We start from the raw sequence: 18218 nt of genomic DNA, 5'->3' as shown, positions 1-18218 counted from the left end.
ATCGTGAGGTCATACAGCAGATAATGCGGGCCTGCAGGGAGGCACTCGGTCCGGAAGAAGCAGGGCTACCGCCGCGCCCTGCCGGCGGCCGACGCGGGCCGCGGGTCAAGGGATTGAGCCAGACGGACGTCGACTTGCTGATGCGGAAAGGCATCGGCACCTATCAGAAGGTCGAGTCGGGTGCCCTGCGCCCGACGCCGACGTATCTGCTGGAGCTGGCCCGGGTACTCAGATTCAAGGACAGTGAGTACATCTATGTCCATTTGGAGTACTTCGGGACGGAGCCGTCCCTCCCGCTCCACCCGTCCGCGGATCCGGATGTGCCGCCGATCTGGCAGCAGGTGCTGGACGGGCAGCGGGAGATGGCGTACATCACGGACTTCCGTTACAACCTGCGCCTGTACAACGAGCCCTTCGCCGAGATGTTCCTGCGCGGCGAACCGCCCGAGAACACCCTGGCCTGGATGCTGCTGGACCGGGAGGCCCGCGAATTCTCGCTGGTGGACTGGGAGTCCGTATGGCTGCCCACCCTCGTCTCGGCACTCAGGGCCTCCCTCGCCGCCCATCCCGACGACCCGGTCCTGCTGGGTATCCGTGCGCAGATCATGGAAGACCCGTGGGTGCGCGGTCCGTACCACGAGAGCGGCAGCACGAGAATCCACCCGGACGGCGACCGGCGGCCGCTGCACCACGCCGTGCGCGGGCAGGGCCATGTCACCATGATGCTCTCCCAGTTTCTCAGCGGGTCCGGAGCCCGCTATATGACCCTGCTGTTCGACCCGGTCCAGCCGTAAATCTGACGCCCGGTCGGCCTGGGCATCGGCTGTTTCCAGACAGAATCACGGTTGTGCGCTGTGGTGATCACCACAGCGCACAACCGGGCGGACGGGGAAACAATGCGTCCATGAGCTTGCCCACTGCACTCACCCATCTCGCCGAGGGAATCCATGCCTGGGTCCCGCAGAAATCCGGAACCTGGGGTTTCGCCAACTGCTTGGTAATCGCCTCGGGTACGGAGGCCGCTCTGGTCGACACTCCCTACGACGGGCCGATGACACGCGCCCTCATAGCGGCGACCTCGGCCGTGCTGCCCGAGGAAGCCCGCGTACGGACCGTCATCAACACCCACGCCAACGGCGACCACACCTTCGGCAACGCGTTTTTCCCCGACGCCGAAATCATCAGCACCCGGGCCAGCCTCGACCACATCTGCATCGAGCCGGACCCCGAGGCGATGCATCACCTCACCCATGCCACGCCCGCCGACGAGCCGCTCGGCTGGTACATGCGCAAGCATTTCGGCCACTACCGCTACGACGGCCTCGAACTCCAGCCCCCCACGCAGACCTTCACCGGACGCCACCGACTCCACATCGGAACCATTCCGCTGGAGCTCATCGAAGTCGGCCCGGCCCACACCGCCGGAGACCTGATCGTCCACCTGCCGGAACAGGCCGTCGTCTGCGCCGGCGACATCCTCTTCGTCGGCGACCACCCGGTCCACTGGCAGGGCCCCCTGTCCCGCGTAGCCGACGCCTGCGAAACCATCCTGGCCCTGGAGCCCCGGACCGTCGTCCCGGGGCACGGCCCGATCGTCGGCCCGGAGGGGGTCCGTACATACCTGCGCTATCTCCGCGAGCTCGAAGCCCGCATCCATGCCGGGCACGCCGCCGGCCGCAGCGCGCAGGCGACCGCCGCGAGCATCATCGAGTCGGGCTTCCACAGCCACCTGGGCCTGGCGGAACGCATGCTGATCCAAACGGCCGTCGAATACCGCCACTTGGACGGGGACACCTCCGACCCCGACCTGATCGGCCTCGCGAGCGAGGCGGCGCGGTGGGCCTTCGAGCGGCGAGGTGTCGGCGTCCGCGCCGCGTAGCGCCGGCATCACCGAAGCGCCGAACCCGTAGAAACGTCAAACGCCCAGGTGGGGGCACTGGTGAGCCCGATCGGTCAGCTCGGTCGGGCGCGGGTGCGGCTGTCCCTTCAGGCACTCCGTTCGCAGATTGTCGCCGGTGGCGGGTGCGAAGAGGCTGGCCTGCGTCGGTGAGGGCAACGAAGGGCGGGCGTGGTGGCTACGGATGGCGAGGGATATGTCGCGCAGGTCATGGCGGTGCTCTCGGAGAATCTCGGGCGCACCGCGCTGTACTGGCGCGAACGCCCGGTGTCGGCGGGAGAGTTCGTCGAGTCCGTGGACGGCGCGACGCGCCGGCTGCGCGGGCTCGGCGCGGGGGCCGGCAGCGTGGTCGGGATCCTGGTGGCGCCGAACAGCCCCGAGATGTTCTACGTGCGGTACGCGGCCCACCGGCTCGGCGCCGCCGTATGTCATCTGCGGACCATCAACCCGGGCTCCTCGGAGCAGCCCTTGAGTGTCCCGGCTCAGCTGCGGATCCTGGACTCCACCGCGGCGTCCGTGCTCTACACCGACGAGGAGAACGCGGACCGGGCACGGGAGCTGGCGGCACTGCGCCCCGGCCGGTTCGCCCTGGCCGGGTCCGAGGAGGCGGCGGGCTTCGAGGGGGAGGGCCTCGACGCGACGGGCACGAGCGCCGACGGGTCGCAGGAGCCGGCGGCATGGGACCCGCAGACGCTCGCCGTGATCGCGTTCACCAGCGGAAGCACCGGGCTGCCCAAAGGGATACGGCAGTCGGGGCGCAGCTGGCAGAGCATCGTCGAGGCGACGACCACCGCGGTGACCGAGCCCGCTGCACGGATGCTCGTCACCACCCCGCTCAGCCACACGGTCGGGCCGATGGCCGACGCCGTACTCGTCCGCGGCGGCACGGTCCACCTGCACGAAGAGGCGGACGCCGAACGGATTCTGCGCGCGGTGGCCGAACACCGGATCACCCGGACCCTGGTGGCCACCCCGCAGCTGTACCGCCTCCTCGACCACCCTCTGATCGACGCCACCGACCTGTCCTCGCTGCGCCAGCTGATCTACACCGGCTGCGCCGCGGCGCCCGCGCGCATCGCGGAGGCGGTACGCGTCTTCGGACCCGCCCTGGTGCAGGGCTACGGCACGACCGAAAGCGGCCGGATCACTTTGCTCAACCCCGTGGAGCACCAGGAGGAGCGGCTGCGTTCCACCGTGGGGCGGCCGTTTCCCGAGGTCGAACTCACGGTGTGCGATCCGGAGTCGGGCCGGGAGCTGCCGGTGGGTGCCACCGGCGAGGTATGGCTGCGTTCGCCGCACATGATGGACGGGTACTGGCAGGACCCCGAACTGACGGCGAAGGTGCTGCGCGACGGCTGGTACCGCACCGGTGATCTGGGGCAGTTGGACGCGGAGGGCTATCTGCGCCTGTTCGACCGCATCGCCGATGTCGTCAAGACCGGCGGTGTGAAGGTGTATCCGGCGGCCGTGGAGCGGGAGATCCAGACCCTGCCCGGTGTCGCGCACGCCGCCGTCTACGGGGTGCGCGACGCGGACGGCCTGGAGCGTCTGCACGCCGCGGTGGTGGCGCGCCCCGGCGCCCGGGTCGAGCCCGCACTCGTACGCGCCCGTGTCGCCGAGGCCCTCTCCGAGCGGCACGTCCCCGAAGCGGTCGTCCTGCTGGACGCGCTGCCGCTCAACGACTCGGGCAAGCCGGACAAGCCCCGGCTGCGCGCGCTCGCCTCCACCCCGGCGGCCGCGGCGACGTGAACCACGAGGAAGCAAACGATCGGCCGTACGCCAGTGACCAGAGAGCGAGTTGACGTCATGAACCAGCACTTGGAGCACTTCTCCCGCCAGATGCAGGAATTCTCCGGTCAGCAGCGGCAGTTCCTGGAGATCGGCCGCAACGCCGGACGCTTCCCCAGCGCCGTGGCGCGCGACCGGGCCAGCGGCGCCGACACCGAGATCAGCGTGTGGTGCAGCAACGACTACCTGGGCATGGGCCAGCACCCCGCCGTACTCGCGGCGATGAAGGAGGCCATCGACACGTACGGGGCCGGCTCCGGCGGCTCCCGCAACATCGGGGGCACCAACCACTACCACGTGCTGCTGGAGAAGGAGCTCGCCGCGCTCCACGGCAAGGAGGCCGCCCTCCTGTTCACCTCGGGCTACACGGCGAACGACGGCGCGCTGTCGGTGCTGGCCGGCCGTGCCCCGGACACCGTCGTCTACTCGGACCGGCTCAACCACGCCTCGATCATCGACGGCCTGCGGCACAGCGGCGCACAGAAACGGATCTTCCGTCACAACGACGCCGCCCACCTGGAAGAGTTGATCGCGGCCGACTCCGTGGACCGGCCCAAGCTGATCGTCCTGGAGTCGGTGTACTCCATGTCCGGGGACATCGCACCGATCGCCGAGATCGCCGACATAGCCAAGCGGTACAACGCCAGCACCTTCCTCGACGAGGTGCACGCGGTCGGCATGTACGGGCCGGAGGGCGCCGGCATCGCCGCCCGCGAGGGCATCGCCGACGACTTCTCGGTGATCATGGGCACGCTCGCCAAGGGGCTCGGCACGGCCGGCGGCTATGTGGCGGGACCCGCCGCGCTGATCGACGCGGTGCGCAGCTTCTCGCGCTCGTTCATCTTCACCACGTCGCTGCCGCCGGCCATCGCCGCGGGCGCCCTGGCGGCCGTACGGCACCTGCGTTCCTCGGAGCAGGAGCGGGAGTCGCTGCGCACCAACGCCCAGCTGCTGCACCGGCTGCTCGACGAGCGGCGGATCCCGTTCGTCTCGCCGATGTCGCACATCGTCTCGGTCTTCGTCGGCGACGACGCCCGCTGCCGGGAGGCGTCCGCGCTGCTGCTGTCGCGGCACGGCATCTACGTACAGCCGATCAACGCGCCCAGCGTCCGCGAGGGCGAGGAGATCCTGCGTGTGGCGCCGTCGGCCACCCACACCACCACGGACGTCGAGAAGTTCGCCGAGGCGCTCGACAGCATCTGGCAGGAGCTCGACATCCCGCGCACGAACCACTGACATCCCGCCGGCGGCGGCCGGGCCCGGCGCACGAAGGGCCCGGGCCGCCGCGCGGCCCTTCCCGGCAGGAGGCCTCATGACTCTCTCGGTGGCCGCGGTGCTCGCCGAGTCCGCCGCACGCAGGACCGGCCACCCGGCGGTGGTCTTCGGCGAACGGAGCATGTCCTACGGCGAACTGTGGCTGCGCTCACGGCAGTACGCGGCCGCGCTGCGCGCCCACGGCATCACGTCCGGCGACCGGGTGGCGCTGCTGCTGCCGAACGGCTTCGAGTTCCCGCTCGCGTACTTCGGCGCGCTCGCGCTCGGAGCGGTGGTCGTCCCGGTCAACGCGCTGCTCAAGGCGGCGGAGATCGAGCATGTGCTGACGGACTCGGGCGCCGTGGCCCTGGTCTGCGGCACGGATCTGCTCACCGAGGGCGCCCCGGCCGCCGAGGCCGCCGGGGTCCGGGTGTTCACCGCGGGACCTGGCCAGGAGCACGACGCGCCCCGGCTCGATGTGCTCGCCGGGCGGACGGCGCCCATCGCGGGCTGCGTCCCGATGCGGCCGGACGATCTGGCGGTGGTGCTGTACACCTCCGGCACCACGGGGCGGCCCAAGGGCGCGATGCTCACCCAGCTCAACCTCACCATGAACATCCAGGTCGGCATGGAGTCCCCGTTCGCCTTCCGGCCCGAGGACGTGCTGCTCGGCTGTCTGCCGCTGTTCCACACCTTCGGTCAGATCTGCGGCATGAGCACGTGCTTCAGGGCTGGCGCCACCATGGTGCTGATGGACCGCTTCGAGTCGGCGCGAGCCCTCGACCTCATGGTGCGGCATACGTGCACGGTGCTCATGGGTGTGCCGACGATGTTCCTCGCCCTGCTGGAGGCCGCCGCCCACGACGCCAGACGGCCCCCGCTGGACCGGGCCTTCTCCGGCGGCTCCGCGCTGCCGGTGCCGATCCTCGAGGAGTTCCAGAAGACGTACGACTGCCTGATCTACGAGGGGTACGGCCTGACCGAGACCTCGCCGGTCGTCGCCTACAACCAGCCCGCCTGGCCCTGCAAACCGGGCACCGTGGGGCGGCCGGTGTGGGGCGTCGAGGTGGGCATCGCCCGCGCCGAGACCGTGGGCCGCATCGAACTGCTTCCCGAGGGCGCCGTCGGGGAGATCGTGGTGCGCGGGCACAACGTGATGGCCGGCTATCTGGGCCGGCCCGAGGAGACCGCCGAGGCGATCGTCGACGGCTGGCTGCGCACGGGCGACCTCGGTGTGCAGGACACCGACGGCTATCTGTCCGTGGTCGACCGCAAGAAGGACATGGTCGTCCGCGGCGGGTACAACGTCTATCCGCGGGAGGTCGAGGAGGTGCTGGCCCGGCACCCGGCGATCGCGCAGGTCGCCGTCATCGGGGTGCCGGACGCCGTGCGCGGCGAGGAGGTCTGTGCCGTCGTGCGGACCCGGGACCGGACCCGGCCTGCCGGTCTGGACGAGGAGATCGTGGCCTGGGCGCGGCAGCGGCTCGCCGCGTACAAGTACCCGCGGCGGGTGGAGTTCGTGGACGCCTTCCCGCTCGGTCCCAGTGGCAAGGTGCTCAAGCGGGAACTGGCGGCGCGCTTCGCCGCGCCCCGACCGGCCGGGTGATGCCACCGTGCCGTGTTCCCCTGCCGCGCCGGACGCGGCAGGGGAACACGTGGTGCTACGGCCGGTGCGCCGCCAGCTGTGCGGCGAGTTCGGGCTGCAGGCGGGTCATGACCTCGATGAAGTCCTCGTGCGCGCCGCGTTCGGGCGGGGCCGCGCTGTAGGAGCGCAGCGCCTGCAGATTCCACTGGAAGTCCTGCAACTGCTCGACGTGCGGGCGGCGGATGCGCTCGTACGCCCCGATCCGTTCGGCGTCACCGGAGGAGAGCGCGTCGTGCACGGCCGCGGCCAGTGAAGCGCCGCTCTGCAGCGACTGGTTGAGGCCCTGGCCGCCGAGTGTGTGCAGGCCGTGTGCGCTCTCGCCGAGCAGCAGTACCCGGCCGGCGCGCCAGGACTTCGCCCGCCACAGCGAGAAGTTCAGCCGGATCAGCGGTGAGACCCGCTCCCGCGCCTTGTCCATCCATGCCGCCAACTCGGCGTCCACGTGCGCCAATTGGGTGATGGCCGCGTCCGGACCCGCCCCGTCGGCCGTGAGCTGTGACGCTCCTTCCTGGTCCGGGGACCAGACCACGGCGAGGGACGCGGGCGGTATCGGGATGGTGAACAGCGCGCTCGGCGCCTGGTGCCGTACGAGGAGGACCGGGTCGCGGTCCGGCACCGCGGGCGTGACGAGCAGCCATGCGGGCCGGTCGAAGTGCGACACGTCGAGCTCGATCCCGACCAGGTCGCGCAGTGCCGAGCCGCGGCCCTCGGCGGCCACCGCGTAACGGGCCCGGATGCGGGCGGTGGCGGCCGGGTCCGCGTCCGCGGTGCCCGGGCGGCCGACGGTGAGCTGCACCGCCAACTCGTCCTGGTCGACCGCGAGGACGCTCTCCGCGGTCCTGATCCGTACGCGGGGCTCGGCGCGCAGTTGGGCGAGTGCCGCCTGGACCAGGGTGCCGGTCGGGACGGTCAGGCCGTGCGGCCGGGCGACGCCGACGTGGTCGGTGTAGCGCCAGCTGGACAGCAGGCCCGCGCTGCCGTGGTCGTCGACGCCCAGGACGCGTTGGCCGGCCTCGGTGAGTTCGGCGTCGATGCCGTCCGCGGCGAGCAGGGCGAGCGTCGGCGGGGCGAGCAGTGGCGAGATGCCGGTGCCGGCCGGTTCGAACTCCTCCCGGGGCGAGACCAGGACGACCGACTGGCCGAGGCGCGCACAGCGCAACGCGGCGAACAGCGCGCTCGCGCCGGCCCCCGCCACGACCACATCGGCGTCGAACTCGGCTGTGCCGGGCGGGATTTCGGGCCCGTTCGGTGGGACGTGCGTGGTCACTGTCGCTCCTCCTGCTGGCGCCGAATGCGGTCAGTGGCATCCTCGCGGCGCCGGTGCGGCGCCCGTGTGCTCGCCGGGCCAGCACCTTCAGGGAACCGTGCGGGCAGCCCGCACGGGTACGCCGGACGGGCAGGGCGGCCGTTCCCGGAACCTGCAGGCTGTAAGCAAAGTTTAAATTACAGAGAAAATACAGCGGACTCGTGTTCGATGGGTCGGCGGAAGCGGGGCTACGGATCATTTCAATGGCGAATGATTTCGGGCAGGCCTCGACCAGGAATTCGGGGAGATTGTTTCCGTGACTGGCGGCATAGAAGTCTGGTCGTGGTCGGGGCGGTCCGCGGGGATTATTGAAACGGCGGACCTCGACATTCTGTCGGCGGAGGAACGGCGGAGGTTCACCGCATTCCGCGACCGGGTGCGCGCCGCGTATTTCGGCAGGGCGCATGCCGAAATACGCCGTCGTCTCGCAGGGGTGATCGGTGTCGGCCCGGAAGAGATCCGGTTCGGCCGCCTTCCGTGTCCCGGCTGCGGGCGCGCCGCGCATGGCCGACCCTATGTCCAGTATCCAGAGACCACCTGGGAGTTCAGCCTGTCCAGGTCCGGCCCGCGGTGGCTGTGTGCCGCCGTCGACGGGGTGCGGATAGGAGTCGACCTGGAGCGGGTGCGGCGGGCGAGCTTCGGGACGCTCGCGCCTGCCGTGCTCAGCAGGGGCGAGCGGAGCTACTTGGACGGGGTGCCGACCGAGCACCGCGACAGGGAGTTCATGCGGTGCTGGACTCGAAAAGAAGCCGTTGTGAAGGCGAGCGGAATTGGTATCGAAGGTGATTTGAGAAAGGTGGAAGTGGGGCCGGATTCGCTCGTTTCCAGAGTCTCTCACAGGGTACCCGAGTGCGGGATAAATTCCTGGCTCGTGATGGACCTGCCGACTGTTGCCGGATATTCTTCGGCGCTGGCCGTGCAGGATTCGGAAAAGGATCTAGTGTTCGTTGGGGGAGAGTGCAAAGGTGTTCATCCAGTCGATTGAGAGTGACGTGAGGATCGCGCTGATTCTGGAGAACGAGGTCAGCAGATATGGCGTCGAAGGCATGCTCCGTCAGCTCGACAGTGTGCACGTCATCCCAAGTTTCGGTGAGGGGAGCCATGCCTTCCAGGACGGTGCGGTTCCGTTCGACCTGGTCGTCACCTCGGCGGCGGAACTGGCCACGGAGCAGACCCTCGCGCTGGCGGAGAACCTCGGCGCCCGCGGTGTACGACTGCTGCTCCTCGTCGACGGGGCGGACGGGGTCGACCTGCCGCAGAGCACCCACTCCTGTGTCCACGCGCTGGTCGACTGGTCGGGGCTGACCCCGAGGGTCTTCGCCGATGCCGTGGCCGACATCCTGGCCGACAAGTTCTATGTGTCGGCCACGCTCGTGCGCAGGGTGCTGCGCCAGGCCCAGCCGGCGCCCGCCGATGTGCGGCCCTGGGGCCCGCCCGGCACGGTGCTCACGCCCCGTGAGCTGGAGGTGCTCCACCTGGTGGCCGAGGGCCTGAGCAACAAGCAGGCCGCCCGGCGGCTGCAGATCTCCGAGCACGGAGTCAAGCGCCTGGTCGGCAATGTGCTGGCCAAGCTGAACTGTCCCAACCGGACGCTCGCCGTGGTCCGGGCGATGGAGGACGGACTGCTCTCCGGCGTCGGACAGGGCCCCGGCACCGGCGGCCACTTCACGACACATGTCGCCTAGGGTGGGGTAGCCTGGAGCGATGTCCGCATCGACCGCGAAGACGGCACAGCCCGCAGGGTCCGCACAGTCCGCGCAGCGGCGCGTCGATCCCCGGATCCTGCGCACCCGCGGGCTCCTGCGGGCCGCCGCCCTGGAGCTCGCGGCCGAGCAGGAACTGCAGACCATCACCATCGCGCACGTGGCCGAGCGGGCGACGATCAACCGGGCCACGGTGTACCAGCACTACCGCGACCTGGACGAGCTGATGCTCGACGCGATGGAGGACGAACTCGCCAAACTGGTTGGCCTGGCCGCCCGCTGCCCGCTGGTCGTGCTCCCGGCCGCCATGCCGGGGGAGTTCGTCGACATGTTCCGCCACATCGAGGGCGACATCACGCTGTACCGGCGGATGCTCGGGCCTTGCGGGTCCGCCCGCTTCGTCAGCCGGCTGCGCCAGCTCCTCGCCGAGCAGGTCGCGGGCCAGTTGGCGGACGCCGGGGTCGGCAGGCCCGACGAGGCGGGCGTCGAGCTGCGGGCGCACTGCTCGGCCGGGGCGTTCATCGGCCTGGTCAGCTGCTGGCTGTTCCAGCCGCAGCAGCTGTCCGCCGAGGAGGCAGCGGAGCACGCGTGGCGGGGGCTGCACATGGTCGGGCGCCCCGCCCCGTAGGAGAACCGGGAACAGCGCACAGCAGGAGGCCCGCCGCGGAAGGTACGCGGCGGGCCTCCTGCCGTGCTGTCCGCCGCCGGGGCCGTGTCACCTGCCCGAACGGCCAGCTCGTGGGGGCCTTGGCCCGCCGCGCCCGTACCGGGATCGTGGGCGTGCGCAGCCGAGGCGACGCAGGTGCGCACCACCACACCCGGGAGAAGGATTCATGGGGAGCAATCGTCTGGCGGTCGACGCGTCCGGCACGGCGGCGCAGGACTCGCCCGTGCGCGGCAGCATGCTGTCCGCGCCCGCGGAGCTGGCCGACGAGCAACTGGCCGCGCGGATGGGCATCGAGGTCGTCTCGGCCGAGCCCGAGCGGGTGGTCGCGACGATGCCGGTGCGGGGCAACATGCAGCCCTACGGATGGCTGCACGGCGGCGCGAACGCGGTGCTCGCGGAGACGCTCGGCTCGGTCGCGGCCAGCCTGTGGGTGGCGCCGCGCGGAGCGGTGGCGGGACTCGAACTGTCCTGCACCCACCACCGATCGGCGCGCTCGGGGCTGGTCACCGGGGTCTGCACGCCCCTGCACCTCGGCAGCAGCGTGGCGACGTACCAGATCGAGATCACCGACGACAAGGGGCGGCCCACCTGCACGGCCCGTCTGACCTGCCTGGTGCACAAGCGCTGACGCACGCCCTAAGGAGAAGAGGAGCGATGGCTACGCAAACGGCACGGGTGGAGGGCACCACTGTCCCGGACGGTCCCGCCCCGGAGGCGTTCAAGGAGGCCATGGGCCTGTTCCCCACCGGCATCGCCGTCATCACCGTCGGCCAGGGGGCCGACACCGAGGCGATGACCGCCAGTTCGGTCACCTCGATCTCCCTCGACCCGATTCTCGTCCTGGTGAGCGTCAACGCCGGGGGCCGTCTGGTGGCGGCCATCGACGGTGCGGGCGGCTTCGGGGTCAACATCCTCTCCCAGGACCAGCACGAGCTCTCCCGGCGGTTCGCGACGCGCGACCGGCCCAGCGGGCTCGCCGCGCAGCGCCTGCTCGGCTCCGCCGTCGTCGGGCAGGGCGGCCATCTGCTGGTGCCCGAGGCCCTGGTGTCCCTGGAGTGCACCACCGAGCACCGCTACCCGGGCGGTGACCACGTCCTCTACCTGGGCCTGGTGCGCGCCCTGAGGGTGGCGGACCCGGTGCGGCCGCCGCTTGTCTACCACCGCGGTGCCTACACCGGCCTGCGTGCCTGAACCCTGTCGATCCCCGTCCAAGTGAGGTGTGTTGAATGACGCGATCGGTACTCGTCACGGGCGGAAACCGGGGCATCGGCCTGGCCATCGCCCGTGCCTTCCAGGCGCAGGGGGATGCGGTGGCGGTCACGCACCGGGGCTCGGGGGTGCCCGAGGGGCTGTGGGGGGTGTCCTGCGACATCACCGACTCCGAGCAGGTGGCCCGGGCGTTCGACGAGGTGGAGCGGGTGCAGGGGCCCGTCGATGTCCTGGTGTCGAACGCCGGCATCACCGACGACAAGCTGCTGCTGCGGATGACCGATCCGCAGTTCTTCAAGGTTCTGGAGACCAACCTCGGCGGCGCCTTCCGCACCAGCAGACGGGCCGCGGCCGCAATGCTGCGCAAACGGCAGGGGCGGATCGTGCTGATCTCCTCGGTCGCGGGGCTGCGCGGCTCCGAGGGACAGGCCAACTACGCGGCGAGCAAGGCCGCTCTCGTGGGCCTCGCCCGGTCCCTGGCCCGTGAGCTGGGCTCGCGCGGCATCACGGTCAACGTGGTCGCCCCCGGCCTGGTGGAGACCGACATGACCGCGAAGCTGTCCGAGGAACGGCGCGCCCGGATGACCGGTGACGTGCCGCTCGGCCGGATCGCCGACCCCGCCGAGGTGGCGTCCGCGGTGGTGTGGCTGGCGTCGCCCGGGGCGTCCTATGTCACCGGAGCGGTCGTCCCCGTCGACGGGGGACTGGGCATGGGGCACTGAACTCGCCCTTTCCGCCCGGCAGTTGACCGATGGCGGGAAGCTCGGAAGTGCTCGGTTGCCGAAGGGGATCCCTTCGGCAACCGAGCACTTCGGTGTGCGAGCGCGCCCCGTACGGCGCCCTATCCGCGGAACGTGGCCGCCAGTTCCGTCGCCCACGCCGCGGAATCGGTGACGCCGTCGAGGGCCCCGGTGAAGTGGGGGCGCACGAAGCGGGCCAGGAGTTCGAAGCTCCGCTTCATCTGCTCGCGCCCCGCCCAGTCCATGACGGTGACCAGGAGCCGGCCGAAGCCGCCGACGATGTCCTGGATGTCGTTGATGGCCCGCACACAGTCGTCCGGCGATCCGATGATCACCGATCGCCTCTCGATCGCCTCTTCCAGGGCCTTGCGGGCCTCGGCGGCCGAGTGCACCGGGGGCGCCCCGAGCATCGACCAGTACTCGTTGCGGTAGCGCATCCAGCCGTCGACTATCTCGTCCAGCGCCTGGGCGCGGCTCTCCGACACTTGCACGGCCAGGCTCACCCGCCAGTCGGCGCGGTCGACGGTCCGCCCGTGCTCGGCCGCCGCCTCCTCCGCGTGCCGCCACTGGCCGACCAGGTCGCCGATCTGGCTGCCGGGCCGCGGCGGCACCCCGAACGAGATCGGCGTGATGCCGTGCTGCCCGGCAAGGCGCATGCCGAACGGCGAGGTGGCACTGGACACCGCCAGCGGCAGTCCGGCGGCCGCATAGGGACGCAACTGCAGCCGCGCGTCGTGGAGTTCGAACCAGTCGGTGCGCCGCGTGACCGGCTTCTCGCCCTGAAGGAGCTGCAGGATCACCTCCAGCGACTCGGCGGTACGGCGACGGGTGTCCGCCGGGTCGATGCCCAGAAGGTGCATGTCGACGGGGATCGACCCGGCGCCGACGCCGAGGGTGAGGCGCCCCCGGGTCAGCTGGTCCAGCTGCACGGCGCGGGACGCGACCATGTACGGGTGGTGGTACGGCAGGCTCACCACACCCGTGCCGAACCGGATGTGCCGGGTCCGCTCGGCTGCCGTGGCGATGAACAGCTCGGGCGAACTGACCGTGCCCCAGCCTGCCGAGTGGTGCTCACCGACCCACAGTTCGGCGAACCCGAGCTCATCGAGCCACTGGGCCAGCTCCAGGTCGCGCCACAGGGTCAGGGCCGGGTCCTCGCCGAGCGGGTGCAGAGGGGAGAGGAAGGCGCCGAAGTCCATCCGGCTGATGCGGTTCAATGCGGGCTCCTCATACGTCATGGACGGGTCATGGGGGGGAACTACATGTGCGGTGCGGCCAGTTCGGCGAGTGGCGACAGCCAGCCGTACGGGGGCCACCGGTCGGTGGACAGGCGCGCGCCGACCGCCTCATGGGGCCGGTCGGCGCGCAGCAGCAGCGCCACGGCGGCGTCGCCGTGCGGGAGCGGGCCGAAGAGGGTTTCCGTCCCGACGTGTTCCCGCACCCAGTCGACGCGCTCGTTGGCCGCCGTCTCGACGCCGACGACCAGGACCTGTGACATGTCCTCGTCGTCGAGCAGGACATCCGCGAACTCCAGTGCGGCCAGGGCCGGTTCGCTGCCCGTCGACAGGCAGCTGAGCGGTCCCGTGACGCCGTACCGCTTGGTCAGATGGCCCAGGATGGAGGTGGTCACCGACTGGAAGAACAGCAGTGGGCTGTGCACCTGGCCGGCGACCAGGCGCTGGGTCGCCACATCCGACGTCGTGGTGTCGCCGTACGTGGTGGCCAGGACGACCGCGGTCGACGCACCGGCCCCCGCGGTCAGGTCGCCGTCCGAGCCCGGCTCGCCGAGACAGCCCACGACGACGTCGGCGATCAGCGGGTTGAACCGGGACAGTACGAAGCCGGGCACGCCGGGCAGTTCGGCCGGTGCCGCGCCGGGCAGTCCGGCGGCCGCAGGCCCCCAGGGCGCCCGGCAGGCCGCTGCCGCGATCGTGCGCGGCGGGGCGAGCAGGGTGGTCATGCGCGTGGTTCCTTTCGGTGGGGTGGTACCGGGGACGCTCGGCGCGGCCCGCCTACGCGGCGGTCCGCTTGAGCACGAGCGCGGCGTTCACGCCCCCGAACGCCGCGTTCAGCGACAGGACGTGGGTGAGGTCGGCGCGGCGGGCCCGGCCCGGCACATAGTCCAGGTCGCAGTCGGGGTCGGCCTGTTGGTAGCCGATCGTCGGAGGCAGCAGGCCCTCACGCAGCGCGAGCAGACAGATGACGGCCTCCACCGCTCCGGTGGCCTCCAGCATGTGACCGGTGCTGCTCTTGGTGGAGCTCACCGGGACACCCGGTGCGTCCGCGCCGAAGATCCGGTGCAGGGCCGCGGTCTCGGCCACGTCGTTCAGGGGCGTCCCGGTGCCGTGCGCGTTGACGTAGCCGATCCGCTCGGGCGCCACGCCCGCCGTGCGCAGCGCGGCGCCGGCCGCGCGGGCCAGGCCCTCGCCCCTGGGGTGCGGCTTGATGACGTGGTACGCGTCCGCGGCCATGCCCCAGCCGGCCACCTCGGCCAGTGCCTCGGCGCCCCGCGCCTCGGCCCGCCGCGCCGACTCCAGGACGAGCACCGCCGCCCCGTCGCCCTGCAGCAGCCCGGCCCGGCCGGCCGCGAAGGGTCGCACGACACCCTCCCTGCTCAACGCCTTGCCGGAGTCGAACTTGGCGAAGACGTCCTCCGTCACCAGATACGCGCCGCCGCACACCACGGTGTCGGCCGTGCCGCGCCGGATGAGGGCCGCGCCGTGCGCGATGGCATTGGTCGAGGCGACACAGGCGTTGACGAAGGCGAGCCGGGTGGTGCCCAGGCCGAACTCCTCGGCGAGCTGGTGCGGCAGCCGGGCCGGCACGCTGTCGAGGGTCCGCCGGTCCTGCGGCACCCGCTCGTGCGCGTGGTCCGTCCAGAACGAACGGCTCGCGCTGTGGTCGCCGTTGGTGCCGATCAGCACCGGCGCGCCCGGGGCATCGGTGCCCGCCATGCGCAGTGCCTCGGCCGTGCAGGCGCGCAGCACCTCGGCCTGGGTCGGCGTGTAGCCCGGCTTGACCGGGACGCCGGGGATCTCAGGGCCCTCGCCCTCGTACGTCGCGGCCTTCTTCGCGTGGAACGGCTCGGTGTCGAAGCGGCTGACCGGGGTGAAGCCGGGCCTGCCCGCGAAGACGCCGTCGCGCAGCGCCTCGGCGCCGAAGCCGAAGGCGGTGAGGACGCCGTACCCGGTGACGACCACGTCGCCCAGGCTGTTGCGCTCACGCGCCATGGCGCACCTCCTCGGGCAGGCCGGGACCACCCCGCGACTGCATCCGCAGCAACTGCCGGTGCAGCGCGCCGATCGAGTCGCTGGTGGCCAGTTCCTCCTCGATCTCGGACGTGACGACGATGCCGTGCCGCTCCTCCAGCAGATGCACCAGCCAGACGAACGTCAGCGAGTCCAGCGCGATCTCGGTGTCGCTGTCCCACTCGTCGAGAAGGTGACCGCTGTCGTGCAGCAGCCGGGCCACCTCGGTGTCGGTGATCACTTGGCCGCACTGCCCGTCGTCAGGGCCGCCCGCCGTTCGACGACCACGTTCACGAACGCACCGAGATCCGGGACGAGTTGGGGTTCGAGGTCCTCCTCCGGGAGGTCGATGCCGTACTCGCCTTCGAGTTGCAGCACCAGCTCGATCATGGCGAGCGATTCGAGGCCGAGGCCCTCCTCGCCGAGCGGCAGGCTGTCGTCGACGCGGCCGGGCAGCGGCAGGTTGATGATGTCCCTGACCACCGTCAGGATGAACTCTCGGGTTTCCTCATGCATGGCGTCTCCGTAGGTGGGTGTTCGACGGTGGAGGGCGGCCGGGTCAGCCGGCCGGCACCGGCTGCACGGCGGGCCTCGGGGACTCGTGCACCGCGGCCGACAGCGTGCGGATGACGCTGGCGGGCGTGGGGCTCTCGAAGAAGCCGCGGCCCACCGCGAGTCCGGCGCAGCCGGCGCCGATCGCGCGCGCGGCGAATTCGGCGAGGGCCGCGTCGCCCTTGCGTGGGCCGCCGGCCACCAGGACGGGGATCGGGCAGCTCTCGACCACGTCGGCCAGCCGCTCCATCGGCGCCGACCAGGTGGTCTTCACCAGGGAGGCACCCAGGTCCGCCGCCACGTTCACGACGTGCGACAGGAGCACCGGGTCGTGCGGGTCGGTGATCCGCGGCCCGCGCGGATAGATCATCGCCAGCAGCGGCACGCCCCAGCGCCGGCAGCCGTCCGCGACCGCGCCGAGGTCGGCGAGCTGCTGCTTCTCCGTGTCGGAGCCGATGTTGACGTGCACACTGACCGCGTCGGCCCCGAGCTGGACGGCCTCCTCGACGCTGCCGACAAGGACTTTGGCGTCGGCGTCGGCGGCGTGTGCCGTACTGGCGCTCAGATGGACGATGAGGGCGCAGTCGCGCAGCAGAGCCGGATCGAGACTCGCCGCCCGTCCCTTGTGCATCACGACGGCGTCGGCGCCGCCCGCCACCGCGGTGCGCACGAGCCCGTTGAAGCGTCCCGCGGCCACGATCGGGCCGTCGGCCACCGAGTGGTCCATCGGTACGAAGAGATAGCGTCCCTCGGTGTGCCGGGCCAGTCGCGCAAGGCGGACCGCCATCCCATCGGACCTTGATGTCATGACCACCCCTAGAGAGCCGGAAATCTGCTGCGGGACCGAGTCTCGCGCCGCGCGCGGTGGCCGCGCCCCCTCGAACGGCGTGCCTCAGCGAGTGCGCCCGGCGGCGTCGATGGGGGTAGCCGAACGGCTATCCGGCAGGGCCCGCCGCGCCGTCCGACGAGCAGCCCTTTCGAGGCTGTCGGCGCGGCCCGGGCCGCTGGGAGCCTTCCGTCGCGGGATCGGTACTGGCCGGTCGCAAGGCCACCGTGGAGAGGGCTGGATGGGGATGGGTACTGTGAAGTTCGCCTGGATCGACATTCGCTGCGTCGAGGAGAGCCGGCGGGAAGGGGTCGTGGACGCGGCGATCCACGCCGGCCTGGCCGGGGTCGTCGACGCCGGCCTGGAGGTCCTCAGGACGCTGCCGCCCACCGTGCAGAAGGTCCTCGTGGTGGGCCGGGACGGGGTGCTGGAGCCGGAGGCCGCCGATGTGGCCGACGTGGTGCTCACCGAGGTCGCCACCGTGGCCGAGCTGGACAAACTGAGGCTGGTCGCGGCCGACGCCCCGGCCCGCCACGGCGCGTTCGTCGACGTGGTGGACGATCCGACGCTGCGCCTGGCCTGTGCGGCGGCGCAGCAGCTGGAGCACACCCTGGTGAAGTTCCGCGACCCGACCAAGATCCCGCTGGAGATCGTGATCGCCGCCGCCGACAAGAGCCCGGGCCGGCTGATCTGCGAGGCCGCCGACCTGGAAGAGGCCGGCATCATCGTCGACGTACTGGAGAAGGGGTCGGACGGGCTGCTGCTCGCGGCCAAGGACGCCAATGACGTCTTCGGTCTCGACTCGCTGCTGCAGGCGAGCACCCCGGACCTCGAACTGACCACGCTGACCGTGCAGTCCATCGAGCACAGCGGCCTGGGCGACCGGATCTGCGTCGACACCTGCAGCCACTTCGAGAAGGACGAGGGCATCCTCGTCGGCTCGTACGCCCACGGCTTCGTGCTGTGCGTGAGCGAGACGCACCCGCTGCCGTACATGCCGACCCGGCCGTTCCGGGTGAACGCCGGCACCCTGAGCTCGTACGTGCTCGGTGCGGACAACCGCACCAACTACCTCAGCGAACTCCAGGCGGGCAGCACCGTCCTCGGTGTGACGGCGGACGGCCGCACCCGGCGGATCGTGGTGGCCCGGGTCAAGCTGGAGTCCCGCCCGCTGCTGACCGTCCGGGCCACGTCCGACGACGGCGTCGAGGTCAGCCTGGCGCTCCAGGACGACTGGCACGTGCGCATCCTCGGCCCCGGCGCGAAGGTGCTGAACTGCACCGAGCTCAAGCCGGGCGACAAGCTGCTCGGCTACGTCGCCACCGACAAGCGTCACGTCGGCTGGCCCGTGGGCGAGTTCTGCATCGAGAAGTGAGGGGTGGC

19 protein-coding genes are annotated in these 18218 nt (G+C 71.1%); 12 read left to right on the top strand and 7 right to left on the bottom strand.

Annotated features, from left to right (window positions below):
- The first annotated feature begins 113 nt into the window (after nt 1-113).
- The 5 genes from BG418_RS13045 to BG418_RS13025 all read left to right on the top strand — a co-directional run bounded on the left by BG418_RS13045 (nt 114) and on the right by BG418_RS13025 (nt 6545).
- Nucleotides 114-794, top strand: coding sequence for an XRE family transcriptional regulator (locus BG418_RS13045; protein ID WP_188273971.1), 681 nt, complete (start codon nt 114-116; stop codon nt 792-794).
- Between the two features lie 110 nt (nt 795-904).
- Nucleotides 905-1879 (top strand): MBL fold metallo-hydrolase, encoded by a 975-nt coding sequence (locus tag BG418_RS13040; RefSeq protein WP_188273970.1) that lies wholly within the window; start codon nt 905-907, stop codon nt 1877-1879.
- Nucleotides 1880-2068: 189 nt separating this feature from the next.
- Nucleotides 2069-3646 (top strand): fatty acid--CoA ligase family protein, encoded by a 1578-nt coding sequence (locus tag BG418_RS13035; protein WP_317453636.1) that lies wholly within the window; start codon nt 2069-2071, stop codon nt 3644-3646.
- Nucleotides 3647-3703: 57 nt separating this feature from the next.
- A complete protein-coding gene (gene hemA / locus BG418_RS13030; protein ID WP_188273969.1) occupies nt 3704-4921 on the top strand; it encodes a 5-aminolevulinate synthase in 1218 nt (405 codons plus the stop codon).
- 76 nt (nt 4922-4997) lie between these two features.
- Nucleotides 4998-6545, top strand: a complete 1548-nt coding sequence (locus BG418_RS13025) for a long-chain fatty acid--CoA ligase (protein WP_188273968.1) — start codon at nt 4998-5000, stop codon at nt 6543-6545.
- 55 nt (nt 6546-6600) lie between these two features.
- Here BG418_RS13025 and BG418_RS13020 read toward each other — a convergent pair whose 3' ends face one another.
- A complete protein-coding gene (locus BG418_RS13020; protein WP_317453635.1) occupies nt 6601-7851 on the bottom strand; it encodes an NAD(P)/FAD-dependent oxidoreductase in 1251 nt (416 codons plus the stop codon).
- Between the two features lie 295 nt (nt 7852-8146).
- Between BG418_RS13020 and BG418_RS40850 the strand changes: the two genes are divergently transcribed.
- The 6 genes from BG418_RS40850 to fabG all read left to right on the top strand — a co-directional run bounded on the left by BG418_RS40850 (nt 8147) and on the right by fabG (nt 12191).
- Entirely contained in the window at nt 8147-8875 is a 729-nt protein-coding gene (locus BG418_RS40850) for a 4'-phosphopantetheinyl transferase superfamily protein (RefSeq protein ID WP_188273967.1), read from the top strand.
- Between the two features lie 7 nt (nt 8876-8882).
- On the top strand, nt 8883-9575 hold the full coding sequence (locus BG418_RS13010; RefSeq protein WP_317453634.1) for a response regulator transcription factor: 693 nt from the start codon (nt 8883-8885) through the stop codon (nt 9573-9575).
- Nucleotides 9576-9594: 19 nt separating this feature from the next.
- On the top strand, nt 9595-10221 hold the full coding sequence (locus BG418_RS13005) for a TetR-like C-terminal domain-containing protein (protein ID WP_188273966.1): 627 nt from the start codon (nt 9595-9597) through the stop codon (nt 10219-10221).
- Between the two features lie 274 nt (nt 10222-10495).
- On the top strand, nt 10496-10888 hold the full coding sequence (locus BG418_RS13000) for a PaaI family thioesterase (protein WP_188274025.1): 393 nt from the start codon (nt 10496-10498) through the stop codon (nt 10886-10888).
- A gap of 26 nt (nt 10889-10914) precedes the next feature.
- A complete protein-coding gene (locus BG418_RS12995; protein ID WP_188273965.1) occupies nt 10915-11451 on the top strand; it encodes a flavin reductase family protein in 537 nt (178 codons plus the stop codon).
- Nucleotides 11452-11486: 35 nt separating this feature from the next.
- Entirely contained in the window at nt 11487-12191 is a 705-nt protein-coding gene (fabG, locus tag BG418_RS12990; protein ID WP_188273964.1) for a 3-oxoacyl-ACP reductase FabG, read from the top strand.
- Between the two features lie 119 nt (nt 12192-12310).
- On the opposite strand, the gene BG418_RS12985 is transcribed toward fabG, so the two are convergent.
- The 6 genes from BG418_RS12985 to BG418_RS12960 are packed head-to-tail and all read right to left on the bottom strand — an operon-like array spanning nt 12311 to nt 16796.
- Nucleotides 12311-13426, bottom strand: coding sequence for an LLM class flavin-dependent oxidoreductase (locus BG418_RS12985; RefSeq protein WP_223184760.1), 1116 nt, complete (start codon nt 13424-13426; stop codon nt 12311-12313).
- A gap of 41 nt (nt 13427-13467) precedes the next feature.
- Nucleotides 13468-14169 carry a beta-ketoacyl synthase chain length factor gene (locus BG418_RS12980; protein WP_188273963.1) on the bottom strand — a complete coding sequence of 234 codons (702 nt, stop codon included), beginning with the start codon at nt 14167-14169 and terminating at the stop codon, nt 13468-13470.
- 52 nt (nt 14170-14221) lie between these two features.
- A complete protein-coding gene (locus tag BG418_RS12975) occupies nt 14222-15439 on the bottom strand; it encodes a beta-ketoacyl synthase (protein WP_188273962.1) in 1218 nt (405 codons plus the stop codon).
- Nucleotides 15429-15698 (bottom strand): hypothetical protein, encoded by a 270-nt coding sequence (locus tag BG418_RS12970; protein WP_188273961.1) that lies wholly within the window; start codon nt 15696-15698, stop codon nt 15429-15431. Before BG418_RS12970 ends, BG418_RS12975 begins: the two co-directional genes overlap by 11 nt.
- Nucleotides 15695-15973 carry an acyl carrier protein gene (locus tag BG418_RS12965; RefSeq protein WP_188273960.1) on the bottom strand — a complete coding sequence of 93 codons (279 nt, stop codon included), beginning with the start codon at nt 15971-15973 and terminating at the stop codon, nt 15695-15697. Before BG418_RS12965 ends, BG418_RS12970 begins: the two co-directional genes overlap by 4 nt.
- 43 nt (nt 15974-16016) lie before the next feature.
- Entirely contained in the window at nt 16017-16796 is a 780-nt protein-coding gene (locus BG418_RS12960; RefSeq protein ID WP_262928581.1) for a 2-amino-3,7-dideoxy-D-threo-hept-6-ulosonate synthase, read from the bottom strand.
- A 295-nt stretch (nt 16797-17091) separates the two neighbouring features.
- Between BG418_RS12960 and BG418_RS12955 the strand changes: the two genes are divergently transcribed.
- On the top strand, nt 17092-18210 hold the full coding sequence (locus BG418_RS12955; RefSeq protein ID WP_188274023.1) for a 3-dehydroquinate synthase II family protein: 1119 nt from the start codon (nt 17092-17094) through the stop codon (nt 18208-18210).
- The last annotated feature ends 8 nt before the right edge of the window (nt 18211-18218 follow it).

The sequence above is a fragment of the Streptomyces sp. CBMA152 genome (genome assembly GCF_014596475.1).
In the GTDB taxonomy this organism is placed as follows: Bacteria; Actinomycetota; Actinomycetes; order Streptomycetales; family Streptomycetaceae; genus Streptomyces.
This window is presented reverse-complemented; position numbering and strand designations above follow the sequence as displayed.